Annotated in this window: 12 protein-coding genes; 10 read left to right on the top strand and 2 right to left on the bottom strand. The window is 67.3% G+C overall.

Translation table 11 applies throughout. The features are described from left to right. Positions 1 to 112: 112 nt before the first annotated feature. From AB6730_RS08000 to AB6730_RS07990, 3 genes are all read left to right on the top strand, one after another. Positions 113 to 2,401 carry a TonB-dependent receptor gene (locus tag AB6730_RS08000; protein ID WP_371023123.1) on the top strand — a complete coding sequence of 763 codons (2,289 nt, stop codon included), beginning with the start codon at positions 113 to 115 and terminating at the stop codon, positions 2,399 to 2,401. A 13-nt stretch (positions 2,402 to 2,414) separates the two neighbouring features. Then, a complete protein-coding gene (locus AB6730_RS07995) occupies positions 2,415 to 3,434 on the top strand; it encodes a PHB depolymerase family esterase (protein WP_371023122.1) in 1,020 nt (339 codons plus the stop codon). 151 nt (positions 3,435 to 3,585) lie between these two features. Continuing rightward, on the top strand, positions 3,586 to 6,882 hold the full coding sequence (locus AB6730_RS07990) for a PAS-domain containing protein (RefSeq protein ID WP_371023121.1): 3,297 nt from the start codon (positions 3,586 to 3,588) through the stop codon (positions 6,880 to 6,882). A gap of 16 nt (positions 6,883 to 6,898) precedes the next feature. Here AB6730_RS07990 and AB6730_RS07985 read toward each other — a convergent pair whose 3' ends face one another. Then, positions 6,899 to 7,552, bottom strand: coding sequence for a response regulator transcription factor (locus tag AB6730_RS07985; protein WP_371023120.1), 654 nt, complete (start codon positions 7,550 to 7,552; stop codon positions 6,899 to 6,901). Positions 7,553 to 7,736: 184 nt separating this feature from the next. Between AB6730_RS07985 and AB6730_RS07980 the strand changes: the two genes are divergently transcribed. The 5 genes from AB6730_RS07980 to AB6730_RS07960 all read left to right on the top strand — a co-directional run bounded on the left by AB6730_RS07980 (position 7,737) and on the right by AB6730_RS07960 (position 13,882). After that, complete coding sequence (locus tag AB6730_RS07980) at positions 7,737 to 9,494, top strand: 3-hydroxybutyrate oligomer hydrolase family protein (RefSeq protein ID WP_371023119.1); 1,758 nt, start codon at positions 7,737 to 7,739, stop codon at positions 9,492 to 9,494. A 126-nt stretch (positions 9,495 to 9,620) separates the two neighbouring features. Further along, entirely contained in the window at positions 9,621 to 10,127 is a 507-nt protein-coding gene (locus AB6730_RS07975; protein WP_371023118.1) for a peptidylprolyl isomerase, read from the top strand. 301 nt (positions 10,128 to 10,428) lie between these two features. After that, positions 10,429 to 11,628: an aminotransferase class I/II-fold pyridoxal phosphate-dependent enzyme gene (locus AB6730_RS07970; RefSeq protein ID WP_371023117.1), complete on the top strand. Its 1,200-nt coding sequence runs from the start codon at positions 10,429 to 10,431 to the stop codon at positions 11,626 to 11,628. Positions 11,629 to 11,665: 37 nt separating this feature from the next. Continuing rightward, complete coding sequence (locus AB6730_RS07965) at positions 11,666 to 12,646, top strand: malate dehydrogenase (protein ID WP_371023116.1); 981 nt, start codon at positions 11,666 to 11,668, stop codon at positions 12,644 to 12,646. 291 nt (positions 12,647 to 12,937) lie between these two features. Next, positions 12,938 to 13,882 carry a cation diffusion facilitator family transporter gene (locus tag AB6730_RS07960; RefSeq protein ID WP_371023115.1) on the top strand — a complete coding sequence of 315 codons (945 nt, stop codon included), beginning with the start codon at positions 12,938 to 12,940 and terminating at the stop codon, positions 13,880 to 13,882. 176 nt (positions 13,883 to 14,058) lie between these two features. On the opposite strand, the gene gnd is transcribed toward AB6730_RS07960, so the two are convergent. Further along, entirely contained in the window at positions 14,059 to 15,099 is a 1,041-nt protein-coding gene (gene gnd / locus AB6730_RS07955; protein WP_371023314.1) for a phosphogluconate dehydrogenase (NAD(+)-dependent, decarboxylating), read from the bottom strand. Positions 15,100 to 15,366: 267 nt separating this feature from the next. Between gnd and AB6730_RS07950 the strand changes: the two genes are divergently transcribed. Both AB6730_RS07950 and AB6730_RS07945 read left to right on the top strand, forming a co-directional pair. Further along, on the top strand, positions 15,367 to 17,298 hold the full coding sequence (locus AB6730_RS07950) for a M1 family metallopeptidase (RefSeq protein ID WP_371023114.1): 1,932 nt from the start codon (positions 15,367 to 15,369) through the stop codon (positions 17,296 to 17,298). An 11-nt stretch (positions 17,299 to 17,309) separates the two neighbouring features. Then, positions 17,310 to 17,966, top strand: coding sequence for a Pr6Pr family membrane protein (locus AB6730_RS07945; RefSeq protein WP_371023113.1), 657 nt, complete (start codon positions 17,310 to 17,312; stop codon positions 17,964 to 17,966). Positions 17,967 to 18,051 lie beyond the last annotated feature (85 nt).

Below are 18,051 nucleotides of genomic sequence, written 5' to 3'. Positions count from 1 at the left end.
GGGATGGCGCGGCACTGTACCAAGGTACAAGTGTGGCCATCACGGCCTGTTCCTATGCTTCGTGTCATTCGGCGCCGAGGGGGCGTCGCGCACAGGTATCCGGGGGATGTCCATGAAGCACGCACCGCTGACGCTGGCGATCGGTCTGGCAATCGGTTTCGCCGCCACGCTTCCCGCCATGGCGCAGGACGCCGGCCAGGCGAATGCGCCGACGACGGAGGCGAAGAAGAAGCAGCAGGAGGCCACGCAACTCACCGAAGTCACCGTGAGCGCGCGGCGCCGCGAGGAGTCTCTGGAGAAGGTGCCGGTCGCGGTCAGCGCGTTCTCCGAGGAGGACATGAAGGACCTGCAGGCGACGAGCATCGACGGCCTGCAAGGCGCGGTGCCCAACATGAACATCGTGCAGGGGCGCGGCTCGTCCTCGTCGGTGAACATCTTCATCCGTGGCATCGGCCAGCCGGACGCCTTGCAGACCTTCGACCCGGGCGTGGGCATGTATGTGGACGACGTGTACTACTCACGCATCCAGGGTGCGCTGATCAGCCTCTTCGACGTCGACCACGTGGAAGTGCTGCGCGGTCCGCAGGGCACGTTGTACGGAAAGAACTCCACCGGCGGCGCGGTCAAGGTCGTCACGAAGAACCCGGGCAGCACGCCGGAGGGATCGGTCGAGGCCACCTTCGGCAACTATGGCCGCCGGGAAGGCCGCTTCTACGGTTCGACGCCGCTCGGCAAGGACGGCGCATGGTCCGCCTCGCTGGCCGGGGCGATCACGCGCAACGACGGCTATGTCCACGACTACAGCGGCCACGACTTCAACAACGACGACACCAAGTCGATCCGCGGCAAGCTGCGTTTCCATCCTTCGGACACTTTCGACGGCGTGCTGACCCTCGATTACACGAAGATGGACACCGCGCTCACGCTCGGCCAGCCCGTGTCGCGGCTGACCCGCACCGACCTCGTCCTCGGCACGGTGACCTTGCTGCGGCCCAACCTCGACGAAAAGTACAACTTCCATACGCGGACTTCGTTCCCGCCGAACGATGGCCAGGAGCTCACGCACAAGGGCGTGGCGCTGAACATGAACTGGAAGCTGTCCGACCAGTGGAACCTGAAGAGCATCACCGCCTACCGCAAGCTCGACAGCGAATCCTATATCGACATCGACGCCTCGCAGTTCGAACTCGGCGACGTCTTCGTCGGCTTCCACCAGAAGCAGGCCAGCCAGGAACTGCAGCTGGCCTTCGATAACGGCAGTAACGTGCAGTCGGTGTTCGGGGCGTATTTCCTGCGCGAGAACGTGCCGTCGACGCAGTACGCGTTCGCGGACGACCTGTTCGCCGTGGCGGGCCGGACGGTGCCCTTCCTGCGCACCATCGGCGACGACCTCACCACGAAGAGCTGGGCGGGTTTCGCCCACGTGAACTGGGAATTCGTGCCGAGCTGGACGCTCGCCGCCGGCATCCGCTACAGCAAGGAAAACAAGGATTACGACCGCACGACCAGCACGTTCTGGGGTGCGCCATTGACCGCCTTGAACGAAACCGTGCCGCTCTCACGCAACAAGGACTGGACGGCGTGGACACCGACGGTGAGCCTGCAGAAGCAGTTCGATCCGCAGACGATGTGGTACGTCTCCGCCAGCCGCGGCTTCAAGTCGGGCGGTTTCAATGGCCGTGCCAATTCGGCCGCCGAAGCGAAGACGGCCGAGTTCGACCCGGAAACCGTCTGGACCTTCGAGACGGGCCTGAAACTGCGCAGCGCGGACAACCGCCTGCAAGCCAACCTGGCGGCCTTCCACAGCAACTACAAGGATTTCCAGGCGCGCGTGTCCGAGATCCAGAATCCCGGCTCGCTGACGCCGACCTTCGCCTTCCCGGTGATCAACGCCGCGAAGTTGAAGATGGACGGTTTCGAGGCGGAAGGCGTCGCGCTGGTGGGAGAGGGCACGCGCCTGAGCACACAGATCGGCTACCTGAAGGCGAAGTACGACCGCTTCGACGATGCGCGGCTCGACCCGTCGAACCCACAGTACAACCCGACCATCCACGATCATGTGCCGTTCTCGCCGAAGTGGACGGCACGCGTCGCCGCCACGCAGACCTTCAACCTCGCAGGTGGCGCGCTGACCGTCGGCGCCGATGCCTCCTACCGCACCGAGACGTGGCTCAGCGTGGACAATTACGCGGCCTTGAGCCAGAAGGCGTATACGCTGGTCGGCGCGTTCGGCATCTTCGATTCGGGCGATGGACACTGGCAGTTTCGCGCCGGCGTCCGCAATGCCACGAACAAGGTCTACAAGACCGATGGCCAGGAGTTCTCGAGCGTCGGTAACATCCGCACGGCGTACTACGGCATGCCGCGCAATTACTACGCGTCGGTACGCTACAACTTCTGACAAGGGGAACACGATGCGCCGTCTGTTGCTTGCCTTCGCCTTGCTCGCCGGTGGCGCTTCCGCCGCCGATGCTCCCGCCACGTTGCCCGCGTTGAAAATCGATACGGCTCGCGTCACGGTGGCCGGCCTGTCTTCGGGCGCCTACATGGCGACCCAGGTGCAGGTCGCCTATCCGGATGTCTTCCACGGCGCGGCGCTGGTCGCCGGCGGCCCGTATGGTTGCGCCCAGGGCAAGCTCGACGTTGCCCTGGGTAGTTGCATGAAGGGAACGCCCGCGCCGGATGTCGCGGCGCTCGCGGCGCAGGCACGGGCTCGTGCCGCCAAGGGCGAGATCGGTCCGCTGGCGAAGCTCGCTTCGGCGAAGATCTATGCCCTGCATGGCGCGCAGGACGCGCTGGTGGCGCCGGTGGTGGGACACGCCTCGGCCGGCTTCTATGACGCGTTGAAGAAGGCCGATCCCTCCCTGGCCGGCATGAGTGTCGTCGACGATGGCGACCGCGCGTTCGCGCATAACCTGCCGATCGCGGCCAAGGGCGACGACTGCGGCAAATCCGTCTCGCCCTTCCTCGGCCATTGCGACTTCGACGCCGCCGGGGAGATCTTCGCGAAGCTCTATGGGAAGCCTTCGCGTGCCGCCTCGATGGCACGCGGGGAAGTTCGTGCGTTCGACCAGGATGCGTACAAGGCGGAAGGCAAGGACGCCTTCCTGGCTTCCACGGGCTATGTGTACCTGCCGCCGGATTGCCTGGCTGGAAAGCCGTGTGGCGTGATGGTCGCCTTGCACGGCTGCAAGCAGAACGCCGACCTGGTGGGGAAAGCCTTCGTGGAGGATGCCGGAATCAATCGCTGGGCGGACGTCTACGACGTGGCGGTCCTGTATCCTCAGACCCGCGCGGTGTTCGCGCCATTGAATCCGCAGGCATGCTGGGACTGGTGGGGTTATTCGGGGGAGAACTACGACACGCGCGCCGGCGTGCAGTTGCGCTGGCTGGTGGATGCGTTGCGTGGGTTGGGGCTTCCGGCCGTGAAATGAGGCGAATCGCCGCTGAAGCGGCTCCCACAGAAGAGCACCTGGCCGCAGGACACCCCTGTGGCCCTCCATCCGCAGGAAGTTCCTGTAGACCCGCCTCTGCAGGAAACCCCTGTGGGAGCCGCTTCAGCGGCGATGCTCTCCCTCCCCACCCATGAGCCCCTGGATCGTCACCACCGCCGCGGGCCTCTGGCTGTGCATGCTCTTCGCCGTGGCGCTCTTCGGCGAGCGCAAGCCGGCCTTCCTCGAGCGCCGCTGGGCTATCGTCTACGCGCTCTCCCTGGCGATCCACTGCACCTCGTGGACCTTCTACGGCACGGTCACCCAGGCCTCGCGTTCCGGCTGGTGGCTGCCGCCGACCTTCGTCGGCGCGATCCTGATGTACCTGTTCGCCGTGGGGGTGTTGCGGCGGCTCGTCGTCATGGCCCGCGACTACAACGCCGGCTCCGTCGCCGACCTGGTGTCCGCGCGCCTGGGCCGTCATCGCGGGCTTGCCGCGCTGGTCACCGTGGTGATGCTGATCGGCATCGTCCCCTACATCGCCCTGCAACTGAAGGCCGTGGCGATGAGCTACGGCCTGCTCGCCCGCGGGCGTGACGCCGAGGCACCGGCGTGGCAGGACAGCGCCCTCTACGTCGCCTTGCTGATGGCCGCGTTCGCGATGCTGTTCGGCACGCGCCGGGCCTCGGCCATGGCGCACAACCGTGGCCTCGTCCTCGCCATGGCCTTCGAATCGCTGTTCAAGCTGGCGGCGATGCTCGCGCTGGGTACGCTGCTGATCGACACCGTGCCGGACCCGGCCGCGGTCGCGCGAGCGGCCGCCATGCCGCATGACGCCAGCGGTTTCCCCGCCTTGATCCTGCTCGGTGCGCTGGCGATGTTCACGCTGCCGCACCAGTTCCACGCGGGCATGGTGGAATGCCGCGACGTGCGCCACGTGCGCACCGCGAGATGGCTCTTCCCCGCCTACATGCTGCTGATCTCGTTGCCGATCCTGCCCCTGGCGAGGCTGGGCGACGCCACCCTCGCGCCGCTCGGCGTGCCTTCCGATCTCTATGTGCTGGCGTTGCCGTTGTCGCGCCAGCAGGGCGGGCTGGCCTTGTTCGCGTTCCTTGGCGGCTTGTCCGCGGCGACCAGCATGGTCGTCGTCGCCACGCTGGCGCTCAGCCTGATGGTGGTGAACCACTTCATCGCACCACTGCGCGTGCTTGGCGGCTGGGGCCGCGACGAACGCGGCGACCTGCGCGGACAGGTCATCACGCAGCGCCGCGTGGCCATCGTCGTGGTGATCCTGCTCGCCTGGGCGTACAGCCGCATGCTCGCGGGCAACGACGCGCTGGCGGACATCGGCGGCATCTCGTTTTCCGCGTTGGCCGGTCTCGCGCCCGCCTTGCTGATCGCCGTGTACCGGCCTCGCACCGGCGCGCGGGCGGTGGGTGCCGGACTCATCGCCGGCACCCTGGTGTGGCTGTACGTCGTGCTGCCCGCCCTGGTCGCGCCCGGCCCGGCCTGGGTGGCGGCGGGACCGTTCGGTATCGGCTGGCTGGCACCGGACCGCCTGCTCGGGCTGGACGACTGGAGCCGCCTCGGCCGCGCCGTGGTGCTGGGACTCGGCGCGAACATCGCCACGATCGTCCTGGTCGCGCCATCGCGCTACGGCCGTGCGGCCTTGCCTTCGGCGGAACTCGGTGGTGTCGACGTCGGCGACCTGCGTGCGCTCGCCGCGCGTTTCCTGCCCGTGGAACGCGTGCACGTATTGTTCGCCGAGGCGCCTTCGCATGGCGCCGCGGGCGGAGCGCTCGCCGCGCTCGTGGAGCACGAACTGGCGGCGGTGATCGGCGCCGGCTCCGCCCGCCTGCTGTTGCAGGTGGTCCATCGGCAACGCCAGGACGAACTCGATACCGTCGCCGCGATCGTCGGCGAAGCGACCCAGGACCTGCGCTTCAACCAGCGCGTGCTCGAAGCCGCCCTGGAAACGATGAGCCAGGGCATCTGCGTGGTCGACGCGGAACTGCGCCTCGTGGCTTGGAACAAGCCGTATGCGGAACTGTTCGGCTATCCGCCGGACATGTTGCGCGTGGGCCGTCCGGCGGCGGATCTGGTTCGCCACAACATCGCCGGCGGACTGATCGGGCCGGGCGACATCGACTCGCGCGTGGAGCGCCGCATCGCCCGCATGCGCTCCGGCTCCCCGCATCTGGCCGAGCGTCGCTTTCCCGACGGCACGGTGGTGGAAATCCGCGGCAATCCCATGCCGGGCGGCGGATACGTCGCCACCTTCACCGACGTCACCTCGTTCCGCGAGGCCGAGGACGAACTGATCCGCGCGAACGAGACCCTCGAATTGCGGGTGGCCGAACGCACGGTCGAATTGCAGCAGGCGATGGCTGCCGCGCACCAGGCGAACGAGGCCAAGGGACACTTCCTCACGGCGGTGAGCCACGACCTGCTGCAACCGCTGCACGCCGCGCAACTCTTCGCCCATGCGTTGCGTTCGGGGCATGGCGACGATGAAACGGCACGGCACCTCGATGGTGCGCTGGCCGCCACGGAGAACCTGCTTGCCGGCTTGCTCGATATCGCGCGTCTCGAAGGCGGCAGGCTGGAACCGCGCGTCGTCGACGTGGCACTCGCCGACGTCATCGGGCCACTCGCGGCGGAAAGTCGTGCGCTCGCCGCCGAACGGGGTATCCGTTTCGATTGCGTTCCGACCCGCGCGTGGGTGCGTACCGATCCGCAGTTGCTGCGCAGGATCGTGCAGAACTTCCTCGCCAACGCGTTGCGTTACGCCGAAGGTGGGCGCGTGCTGTTGGGTTGCCGCCGGACGGTTGGCGGAATGCGCATCGAGGTGTGGGATACCGGGCCGGGCATCGCGCCCGGCGACCGCGACGTGATCTTCGAAGCGTTCCGCCGGGGCGACGCGGCGGCAGGGCAAGGCCTGGGCCTGGGACTCGCCATCGCCGAACGCACGGCGGCCCTGTTGGGCCACCCGCTGGCGTTGCGTTCGTGGCCAGGGCGGGGCAGCGTCTTCGACGTCGTCGCGCCCGGTGCCCCGTGCGGCGCGACCGAAGCACCGTCGCAGCCGGTACTCATGGCGGCGATCACCGGTCATGCGATCGTCGTGGACAACGATCCGGTGGCACTCGTCGCCACCGCCACGTTGTTGCGAGGCCTTGGCTGGACGGTCGACGCGTTGCGCACGCCCGAAGCGCCGGCGACAGGGCCGGACCTGCTCGTGCTCGACTACCACCTCGACGCGGGACGCACGGGACTCGACGCCTTGCGTGTGTTGCGCGCGCGCTTCGGCGAGGTGCCCACGGTATTCGTCACCGCCGACCGCGACGTCGACCTGCGCGCACGGCTCCAGGAAGCGGGAGGAAGTGTCCTCTACAAGCCGCTGAAGCCACTGGCGATGCGACAGGCGATGCAACGCTTGGTCGCACGGGCGTAGCCGCTTCGGCCGCCCGTCAGGGTTCCGTGCCGCCCAGGTCCAGCGAGCGCAGCAAGACGCCCGCCTGCGTGCGGTTGCGCACCTCCAGCTTCTCGAAGATCGCCGTGACGTGCGCTTTCACGGTGCGCTCCTGCACGCTCAGCCGGTCGGCGATCTGCTTGTTGAGCAGGCCTTCGGCGAGCATGGAAAGCACGCGGAACTGCTGTTCCGTGAGCCGTGACAGGCGAGTGGCGAGGGCGGTGTCATGGGCATCCACGGGAAGCGCGGCGACCGCGCGTGCCAGTTCGGCGGGCAACCAATGGCCGTGGTCCAGCACGTTGCGCACCGCTTCGGCGATGGTCGCGGGATCGGCGCTCTTGGGGATGAAACCCGCGGCGCCATGCGCAAGGACACGGCGCACCACGGACGGCTCGTCGTGAGCCGACACCACCAGCACGGCGACGCCCGGGTACTGCCCGCGTAACGCGGCCAAACCCGAGAGGCCGCGGCTTCCCGGCATGCGCAGGTCCAGCAATACCAGGTCGGTGTCGGGTGCGTCGGACAACGCGGCGAGCAAACCCGCCAGGTCCGCCGCGTCGGACACGTCGGCATCGGGCACGGCCGCGGCGGCCGCTTGCCGGAGCGCGGCGCGGAAGAGGGGATGGTCGTCGGCGACGAGGATACGGTTCATCGTCGCCGACGGTAGCGGTGTAACGCGACTCCGTCGAGTGCGTGTTGCCCTTTCGTACGATGGCGTGGGGCGAGGCGCTTGCTATCGTGCGCCGATGTCACGCATCTTCTCCCTGGCCGTCATCGCCGCCGCCTCGTTCGGTGTCCTCTCCTGCGCGACGGTGCCCGCCACGAGGAAAGAGGCCATGTCCACACCCGACCGCTTCGGCGACGTACGTGTCACCACGCATCGCGACGGCGACGACCTGTTGAGCGCGGGACTCGGCTTGCGCGGACTCGCCGGTACGCCCGCGGCATTCGCCCAGCCCGCCGCGCCGACGCCCGCGGAGCTTCGCCGCCGTGCGATCCAGGGCAGTTGGAAGGGCATCGCGGACCTCGGTCCCCTTGGCGGCTTCGGCAAGGTCTATGGACAGGTGCCGAACGTGCCCGGCCGCGAGTTCACCGCGTTCGCCACCTTGCCCGGCGCGCGCGTTCCGCACCGCGTGCTGGTCCAGGTGCCGGACGATTTCGATCGGAAGAAACGTTGCCTCGTCGTCACCGCGTCGTCGGGATCGCGTGGTATCTACGGCGCCATCGCCCTGGCCGGCGGCTGGGGCCTGCCGCGAGGCTGTGCCGTGGCCTACACCGACAAGGGCACGGGCGCGGGTTATTTCGACACGGCGGACGGCACCGGCGTCGCGTTGGACGGCATGCGGGCGAAGGCAGGCGAAGCGCCGCTCGAATTCGAACCCGCGGGAGCGGCGCCGGACGCCGGCATCGCGGTGAAGCACGCGCACTCCGGCGACAATCCCGAAGCCGACTGGGGCCACCACGTGTTGCAGGCCGCGCGGTTCGGCCTGGCCATGCTCGATCGCGCCTTCCCCGACGAAGCCCCCTTCACGGCGCGGAACACCCGCATCATCGCCACGGGCCTGTCCAACGGCGGCGGCGCGGTGCTGCGTGCGGCGGGCGACGACGAGGACAGCATGCTCGCCGCGGTCGTCGCGCTGGAACCGAACATCCATGTGCCCGGTCATGGCCGGGCCTTCTACGACTACGCCACCGAGGCCGCGCTGCTGCTTCCGTGCGCGCTCGCCGCGCGGGCGTTCGACGGCGTGCCCTTCGCCCGGGTGGCCACGGCCGCACCGCCGGCCTGGGCCCTGCGCTGCGCGTCATTGCGGGCCCACGGCAAGCTCACCGCGATGACGCCGGGTGCGCAGGCCGCCGAGGCCCTGGCCATGCTGCGTGCCTCCGGATGGCAGGACGATGCGCTGGCGGTCGGCGCATCGTCGACCTCGCTCGATCTCTGGCGCGCGGTGACGGCCGCCTATGCGTCGGCCTATCTTCGGCGGCCGGTCGGCCGCATGCCTTGCGGATTCTCCTACCGCGCGCAGTATCCGGGCGGTGGTTTGGCGGACCCGGCCAGTGCGATCGTCCGTGCCGCCTGGTGGGCCGATGGCTCGGGCGTGCCTCCTGGCGCGGGCGTGCTGCTCGCCGGGGGCACCGACCTCTCGCTCGACCCGACCTTGCCCGGCAACCTGTGCCTGCGCGAACTGTGGACGGGGCAGGGGCCGGACGCCGACGGTCTGCGCCAGGGCGTCGAGGCCACCCTGGCCCGGCTTCCTCGTGCGAGCCTGCCGATCCTCGTCGTCCATGGCGCGCAGGACGGCTTGATCCCCGTGGCATTCAGTTCCGAGCCCTACGTCGCATGGCTGCGTGCGTCGGGGCGCCTGCCGGTGTTCTGGAAGGTGCCGTATGCCCAGCATTTCGACGCCTTCCTGGCGTTCCCGGATTTCGGCGACCGCTACGTCCCGTTGCTGCCGTTCGGATACGCCGCGCTGGACCGTGCCTGGGCGCACGTGGCCGAAGGCAGGCCGCTTCCGGAAGACGCGGCCGTGCGCGAGGCGCGTCCGCGCGGTCCCGGTGCGTTGACCGGGGAAAACCTGGGCTTGCCCTCGCATTGAGGCCTTCGTCACGCCTTCTGGCTTGAACTGTTGGGAATGGGGCGCCATCTTCGGTAGCCTTTGCAGCCCCCTGGCTCGGCCGCGGCAAGCGACCGGTCCGACTTTCAACGAGTTACAGGAATCGCGATGACCATCAACGTCACCATGAAGACGAACAAGGGCGACATTCACCTGCGCCTGCATGACGAGAAGACCCCGATGACGGTGGCCAACTTCGTCAACCTCGCCAAGCGCGGCTTTTACGACGGCCTGTCGTTTCATCGCGTGATCCCCGATTTCATGATCCAGGGCGGCTGTCCGGAAGGTTCGGGCCGCGGTAACCCGGGTTATCGCTTCGGTGACGAGTTCGACGCCAGCCTGAAGCACGACAAGCCGGGCATCCTGTCCATGGCCAACGCCGGCCCGGGCACGAATGGCTCGCAGTTCTTCATCACGCACGGCCCGACCCCGTGGCTCGACGGCAAGCACAGCGTGTTCGGCGAGGTCGTGGGTCCGGAAGACCAGGCCGTGGTCAACAAGATCGTCGGCGACGACACCATCGAGAAGGTGACGGTCGAAGGCGACGTGGACGCGCTGCTCGAGAAGCAGGCCGCCAAGGTGAAGGAGTGGAACGAGGTGCTCGACGCGCGCTGAGGCGGGCGAGGGTGCATCGAGGGAGAAAACGCCGCCTTCGGGCGGCGTTTTCGTGTCCGGGTATCGCCGCTGAAGCGGCTCCCACAGCCAGCGCGGCTTCGCCCACGGGTGCGGCAGGCCTCACGGGTATACAGCAGGCCTCACGGGTATACAGCAGGTCTCACGGGTATACAGCAGGTCTCACGGGTGCGGCAGGTCTTGTGTGGGAGCCGCTTCAGCGGCGATCCGCGCGGCAGCGCGGCCAGACCTCCGCACCCCGTGTTAAAATGCCCGCCTTTGCCCATCCCCCGCCGAGGAAACGATGCCGCAGCTCGCCAAGCGTATGGGTCGCGCCAAGCCCAGTGCGATCATGGTCATTGCCGAGAAGGCCAAGCGCCTGAAAGCCGAGGGGCGCGACATCGTCAGCTTCTCGATCGGCGTGCCCAATTTCCTCCCCGGCGAGCACGTCTACGCCGCCGCCCGCGAGGCGCTGGCGAAGGACTCGGGACAGTACGGCAGCAATCGCGGCGCCGACGCGCTCATCGATGCCTTCCTGGCGCACATCGAGGCCCTGGGCCTCACCGGCTACACCCGCGCCAACGTGACGACCGGCGTGGGCGCCAAGCAGGTGCTCTACAACCTCGCCGAGGCCCTGCTCGACGAAGGCGACGAGATCGCCTTCCCGGCGCCGTACTGGACCAGCTACCTCGACATCGCCGAGATCGTCGGCGCGAAGATCAACATCCTGCCGTGCCCGCCGGAGCAGCACTACAAGCTCACGCCGGCCCAGCTCGACGCCGCGCTGGCCCGCAAGCCGCGCGTGTTCCTGTTCAACAACCCGTCCAATCCCACGGGCATGGTCTACACGCGCGATGAAATCGTCGCGCTGGCCGACGTGATCGCGAAGTATCCGGACACCTGGATCATCACCGACGACATCTACAACACGATGGTGTTCGACGGCGTCGGCTACCACAACTTCGTGCACGTGCGCCCGGAACTGAAGGACCGCGTGATCTTCGTCGACTCGCTGTCGAAGACCTACGGCATGCCCGGCTGGCGCGTGGGTTTCATCGCCGCGCCCGAAGCCGTGGCGCTCGCCGTCACGACGCTCAATTCCAATCACATCACCAGCCTTCCCGAAGTGGTCGGCGCCGCTGCCGTCGCCGCGCTCTCCGGTCCGCAGGACGTCCCGGCGGCGAAGTGCGCGGAGTTCGCGGCCAAGCGCGACCGCGTGTACGACGCGCTGGTTTCCATTCCCGGCGTGGTCTGCCCGCGTCCGCAAGGCGCGTTCTACGCGTTCCCGGACATCTCCGTGGCCTTCGGCAAGAAGCACAACGGCGTGGCCATCGAGTCCGACGTGGACTTCTGCGCCGTGCTGCTGGAAGCCAAGGGCGTGGCCTGTGTCCCCGGCTCCGCGTTCGGCGAGCCGCGTGCGCTGCGCATTTCCTATTCCTGCCCCGACGAGGCACTCGACAAGGGCATGGCCCGCATCGTCGAGTTCTTCGCCGAACTGAACTGATCGCCAGTCCCAAGCGATATCCCCGAGGAGTCGAAAGATGAAAGCACCCGTTCGCGTTGCCGTCACCGGCGCAGCCGGCCAGATCGGTTATGCCTTGCTGTTCCGTATCGCCGCCGGCGACATGCTGGGCCCGGATCAGCCGGTGATCCTGCACCTGCTCGAGATCACCCCGGCCTTGCCGTCCCTGCAGGGCGTGGTGATGGAACTCAACGACTGTGCGTTCCCGACGCTGGCCGGCGTCGTCGCCACCGACGACGTGAACGTCGCCTTCAAGGATGTCGACTACGCGCTGCTCGTGGGTGCGCGTCCGCGCGGCCCGGGCATGGAGCGCAAGGATCTGCTGGAAGCCAACGGCGCCATCTTCGGCCCGCAGGGCAAGGCCCTGAACGACCACGCCAAGCGCGACGTGCGCGTGCTGGTCGTCGGTAATCCCGCCAACACCAACGCGCTGATCGCCCAGCAGAACGCCCCGGACCTCGATCCGAAGTGCTTCACGGCGATGGTCCGCCTCGACCACAACCGCGCACTGTCGCAGCTGGCCGAGAAGACCGGTGCGCACACGACCGACATCAAGAAGGTCACCATCTGGGGCAACCACAGCTCCACGCAGTACCCGGACCTCCACGAGACCACCGTGAAGGGCAAGGCGGCGCTCGAACTGGTCGACCCGTCCTGGTATGCCGACACCTTCATCCCGACCGTGCAGCAGCGTGGCGCGGCGATCATCAAGGCGCGTGGCGCCTCGTCGGCCGCCTCGGCCGCCTCGGCGGCGATCGACCACATGCGCGACTGGGCGCTCGGCACGGCCGAGGGCGACTGGACCTCCATGGGCATCCCGTCCGATGGTTCCTACGGCATCGAGCCGGGCGTGATCTTCGGTTACCCGGTCACGGTGAAGAATGGCAAGTACGCCATCGTCCAGGGCCTGAAGATCAACGAGTTCTCCCAGGCGCGCATCGACGCGACCGACAAGGAACTCCGCGAAGAGCGCGCCGGCGTGCAGCACCTCTTCAAATAACGGCTGAAAGCCGAACGGTAGGAGCCGACTGGTAGGAGCCGAGGGATAGGAGCCGAGGGATAGGAGCCGGTGTGTGGGGCCCGATGTGTGGGAGCCGACTTTGTCGGCGATCCCGCGGCAGCGGGCCCGGTCGAGGCAAGCACCCATCGCCGCTGAAGCGGCTTCCCACCCGGATCTGGCGAGACTGGTTCCACCAACAAAAAGGCCGCGCCGAGAGGCGTGGCCTTTTTGTTTGGCCGGAAGGACTGCTACCTTCGACGTGCGTTCCGAAGGTGGCGAGGAATCCGCTCCATGGCCCACAGTTCACGACTCGTCGTCTATGCCGCCCTCGCGGCCAACGTCGGCATCGCCATCGCCAAGTTCATCGCGGCGGCGGTCAGCGGCAGTTCCGCCATGCTTTCCGAAGGCGTGCATTCGCTGGTCGACAGCATCAACGAGGTCTTGTTGCTGCACGGGTTGCGCCGTTCGCAGCGGCGGCCCGACCGGCAGCATCCGCTGGGATTCGGGAGGGAGCTGTATTTCTGGAGCTTCATCGTCGCCTTGCTCGTGCTGGCGCTCGGCGCGGGCTTTTCGTTGTACGAGGGCGTCAACCACATCCTTTCCCCGGAACCGCTGCGCGATCCCACGCTGAACTACATCGTGCTGGCAGTGGGCGTGATCTTCGAAGGCGCGTCCTGGTGGCTGTCGCTCAAGAGCGTGCAACGGAAGAAGGGCAAGCTCGGCTACTTCGAGGCCTTCCGCAGCACGAAGGACCCCACGACCTTCTCCGTGTTGTTCGAGGACAGCGCCGCGCTGGTCGGCCTAGCCATCGCGGCCATCGGCGTATACCTGTCGCACGCCTTGGGTGATCCGCGCATCGACGGCTGGGCTTCGATCGGCATCGCGGTGGTACTGGCGTTGGCGTCGGCGATGCTCGCGCGCGAGAGCAAGGCCCTGCTCATCGGCGAGCCTGCGCAGCCGCACCTGCTCGCCGATGTCTGTGGCATCGCGGGAAAAGTGGAAGGCGTGGAAGCGGTCAACGGCGTGCTCACCGTGCAGGTGGGGCCGGACCATGTGCTGGTGGCGCTATCGGCCGCCTTCGACGACCGCCTGACCACGGTGGAGATCGAGCAGTGCGTGCGGACGATCGAAGCGCGGACGAAAGAGGCCAAGCTGCCGATCGTGGCGCTGTTCATCAAGCCACAAACACCGGAAAGCTGGCGCGAACGTTTGCGCGAACTCGACGGTGAATCCTGACCGCTCGCAAGTTGACCAGACCTGGTGGCCCCGACCCTGGGGAGAGTCCTTGTGGGAGCCGACTTTGTCGGCGATCCCGCGGCAGCGGGCCAGGGTGCGGCAAGCACCCATCGCCGCTGAAGCGGCTCCCACAAGAAGCGGCTCCCACCAGGATCATTTACTCGGGGATCGCTCGCTCAGGAGTGTTCGCCTTCCTTCGGTGGCTTGCCGCGGCCTTCGATGTGCCCGCCGAAGCCCATGCGCATCGCTGAAAGCAGGCGCTCGGCATAGGTGTGGTCCTGGCGCGAGCGGAAGCGGGCGAACAGCGCGGAGGTGAGCACCTCGGCGGGGACGGCTTCCTCGATGGCGGCGTTGATCGTCCAGCGGCCTTCGCCGGAGTCGTCGACGTAGCCGGAGTAGTTGTCCAGTTCCGGACCCTTGGCCAGGGCGCTGGCGGTGAGGTCGAGCAGCCAGGAGGACACCACGCTGCCGCGGCGCCAGACTTCGGCGATGTCGGCCATGTCGAGCGAGTAGCGCTCGCGCTCGGGCAGGTATCCGGCGTTGCGGTTCTTCAGGATATCGAAGCCTTCCGCGAACGACTGCATCATGCCGTACTCGATGCCGTTGTGGATCATCTTGACGAAGTGGCCCGCACCGGCCGGGCCGGCATGCATGTAGCCGTTCTCGACGCGCGGGTCGCGGCCTTCGCGGCCTTCAGTACGCGGGATGTCGCCGGCGCCCGGGGCGAGGGTCTTGAAGATGGGGTCGAGGTAGTCGACGGTCTGCTTGTCGCCGCCGATCATCATGCAGTAGCCACGTTCCAGGCCCCACACGCCGCCGGAGGTGCCGACGTCGACATAATGCTGGCCCTTGGCGGCCAGGGTCTCCGCGCGGCGGGCGTCGTCCTTGTAGAACGTGTTGCCACCGTCGATGACGATGTCGTCCTTGCCCATCAGGTCGCTGATCTTGGCGATCGTGGTCTCGGTGATCTCACCCGCGGGCAGCATGACCCACACGACGCGGGGCGAGGGCAACGCCTTTACAAGGGCTTCCAGCGACTCGACGGCTTCACCGCCGTCCTTCGCGAGCGCCGCGCGGGCGTCGGGATTGTTGTCGTACACCACGGTCTGGTGACCGTCCCTCATCAGGCGGCGGGCGATATTGCCGCCCATGCGGCCCAGTCCGATCAAACCGATTTTCATGCGTGGGGTCCTCGATGTATGGAACGTGGGGAATATGCGGATGTCCACGCGGGATGCAAGGTATACCTAGGGATGTAAGCGGGTGGCGGGGTCCGGATGTGTGCGTTTCCAGGCCCGCTGGCACGGTCCGCGTGGAGGTCCAGCCAAGGATGGCTCCGCCAATAGTGCGTTTTGACGCCGCGTAAGTCGACCGCTTTCGTCATGCGATGGCCGCGTCCGTCCTTCGCCGGCCTGACTTTCGGCAGGGTAGAGCCTGGCTTCGATTGCCGGTTACGCTCAGGGGTCGTCCCTTGGGTGTCCCCGATGAAAAACGTTGCCCGCCTGTCGCTCGCCGCCGTCGCCCTCGCGGGGGCGCTGGGCGCCACGGCCGCCACCTTCGATCCGCGCGAGACCTTCGCTCCGTTCACTTATCCGCAACCCGTGAATGCGTACCGTTCGGGCAGCGGCGTGCCCGGCCCCATGTTCTGGCAGAACCGAGCGGACTACGATCTTGCCGCCACGCTCGACCCGGTCAAGAACACCATGACGGGCAAGGCGACCATCCATTACACGAACAACAGCCCGGATGCGCTGGACGTGTTGTGGCTGCAACTGGACGAAAACCGCTTCACGGCCGATGCCCGTGGCAATTTCACCTCGGGCAAGGCGGAGAAGCGCCATACCGGCGGCTATCGCATCGCCTCGGTGACGGTGGAGCAGGGTGGCAAGGACGTCGCCGTGAACTACGTCGTAAGCGACACGCGCATGCAGGTGAGGTTGCCCGAGGCGTTGGCGGCACGCGGCGGCAAGATATCGTTGACGATCGCATATTCCTACGACCTGCCTGGCGACTTCGGTGGCCGCACGGGCTTCGCGCCCTCGAAGAACGGCAACATCTACGAGATGGCCCAGTGGTATCCGCGCATGTGCGTCTACGACGACCTACGCGGCTGGGACACGGCGCCGTACCTCAACAGCGAGTTCTACCTGGAGTACGGCGATTTCAACTACGCCGTCACCGTGCCTTCGGACATGATCGTCGCCGGTTCGGGCGAACTGGTGAACGCTGAGGACGTGCTTACCGCCACGCAGCGCGAGCGCCTGGCCAAGGCGCGCGAAAGCGACAAGACGGTGATGATCCGGACGCCCTCCGAAGTGACCGACCCTGCCAGCCGGCCGAAGAAGGGTGGCACGCTCACCTGGAAGTTCCGCATGAAGAACACCCGCGACGTGGCCTTCGGCGCGTCGACGGCCTACGTGTGGGATGCGGCACGGATCAACCTGCCGGAAGGCAAGAAGGCGCTGGCCATGTCGGTCTATCCGGTGGAAAGCGTCGGTGACGCGAGTTGGGGGCGTTCCACGGAATACCTGAAGGCGTCCGTGGAGCATTTCTCCAGCAAGTGGTACCCGTATCCCTATCCGGTGGCGATCAACGAGGCCGGTTCGGCGGCGAGCGGCATGGAATACCCGGGCATCGTCTTCGACCCGATGAAGGCGCCGGCCAAGGCACTGCACATGGTCACCGCGCACGAGATCGGCCATACCTGGTTCCCGATGATCGTCGGCAGCGACGAGCGCCGTAACGCATGGATGGACGAAGGGTTCAACACGTTCATCGACGTCTATGAAGCCGATGCCTTCAACCATGGGGAATTCGCACCCAAGCGCGACGGCGAGTACGCCCCGAAGGGCGGCAATCCCGTCGACGAGATCCTGCCCCTCCTGGCCGACGCGGATGCGCCGCCGCTGCTGATCGGCGCCGACATGGTCAAGGAGAAGTACCGCCACCCGGCGACCTACTTCAAGGCGGCGCTCGGCCTCGTCCTGTTGCGCGAACAGATCGTCGGTCCGGAGCGCTTCGATCCGGCCTTCCGCAAGTACATCGCCACTTGGGCGTACAAGCACCCGTCGCCCTCGGATTTCTTCCGCCTGATGGAGAGCGAGACCGGCGAGGATCTGGGTTGGTTCTGGCGCGGCTGGTTCGAAAACAACTGGCAGCTGGACATGGCCGTCACCAAGGTCGATGGATCGAACGTCACCGTGGAGAATCGCGACCAGCTCGTCATGCCGGCGACGCTTCGCGTCACCTTCGACGACAAGACGACACGCGATATCCGCGTGCCCGTGGAAACCTGGCAGCAGCACAAGAGCTTCGAGGTGAGCGTGCCGGGCGGGCGCAAGGTGGTGCGTGCGCAGATCGATCCGGATCATGCGATTCCCGATCGCGACCGTTCGAACGACACGTGGCCACGTTGACGGAGCGGCCGGTGTCTCCGCGCGTCACCGCCATTTCCAACCTCTTCGCCGTCGTGGTGGCGGCGGTGGCGTGGCCGGCGCTCGTCTTGCAATACTGGCTGATGATGTGGTCCGGCTTCGAGGGGCTGGCGCTGCTGCGCTTCTTCAGCTTCTTCACCATCCTTTCCAACGTGCTGGTCGGTCTCGTGGCCGCGTCGGCGGCGATGGGAGGTAGCTGGGGGCCGTTGGCGTTCTGGCGCCGTCCGCGCGTTCGCGGGCTGGCCGCGGTGTCGATCACGGTCACCTGCCTGGTGTATGCGACCGTGCTGCAGTCGACATGGGCGCCGCTGGGCCCGCAACTCGTGGCGGACAGGGCGTTGCACTACGTGGTGCCGGTGCTGTACCTCGTGTGGTGGATCGCACTGCTTCCCCATGGCGCGCTCGCTTGGCGTGACGCCTTGCGCTGGCTGTGGTTCCCGCTGTTCTTCGCCCTGTGGACCTTCGCCCGTGGCGCGATCGTGCGCGAATATCCGTATCCCTTCCTGGACGTGGGGCGCCTCGGCTACGGAACGGCGCTTGTGAACACCTTGCTGGTCGGTGGTGTGTTCCTCGTGCTGGGAACGGCCTTCGTCGCGCTCGACCGTATCCTGTGTGGGAGCCGCTTCAGCGGCGACGGGCGCCTGCGCTAGTAGCGCAGGCTGAGCCGGGCGGGATAGCGGAAGGGTTCGTATACCGGGCCCGGTCCCTGCACATGCCGTGCGCGTCCTGCCGGGC

The organism is Luteibacter sp. RCC_6_2 (assembly GCF_041360655.1).
GTDB lineage: Bacteria > Pseudomonadota > Gammaproteobacteria > Xanthomonadales > Rhodanobacteraceae > Luteibacter.
This window is presented reverse-complemented; position numbering and strand designations above follow the sequence as displayed.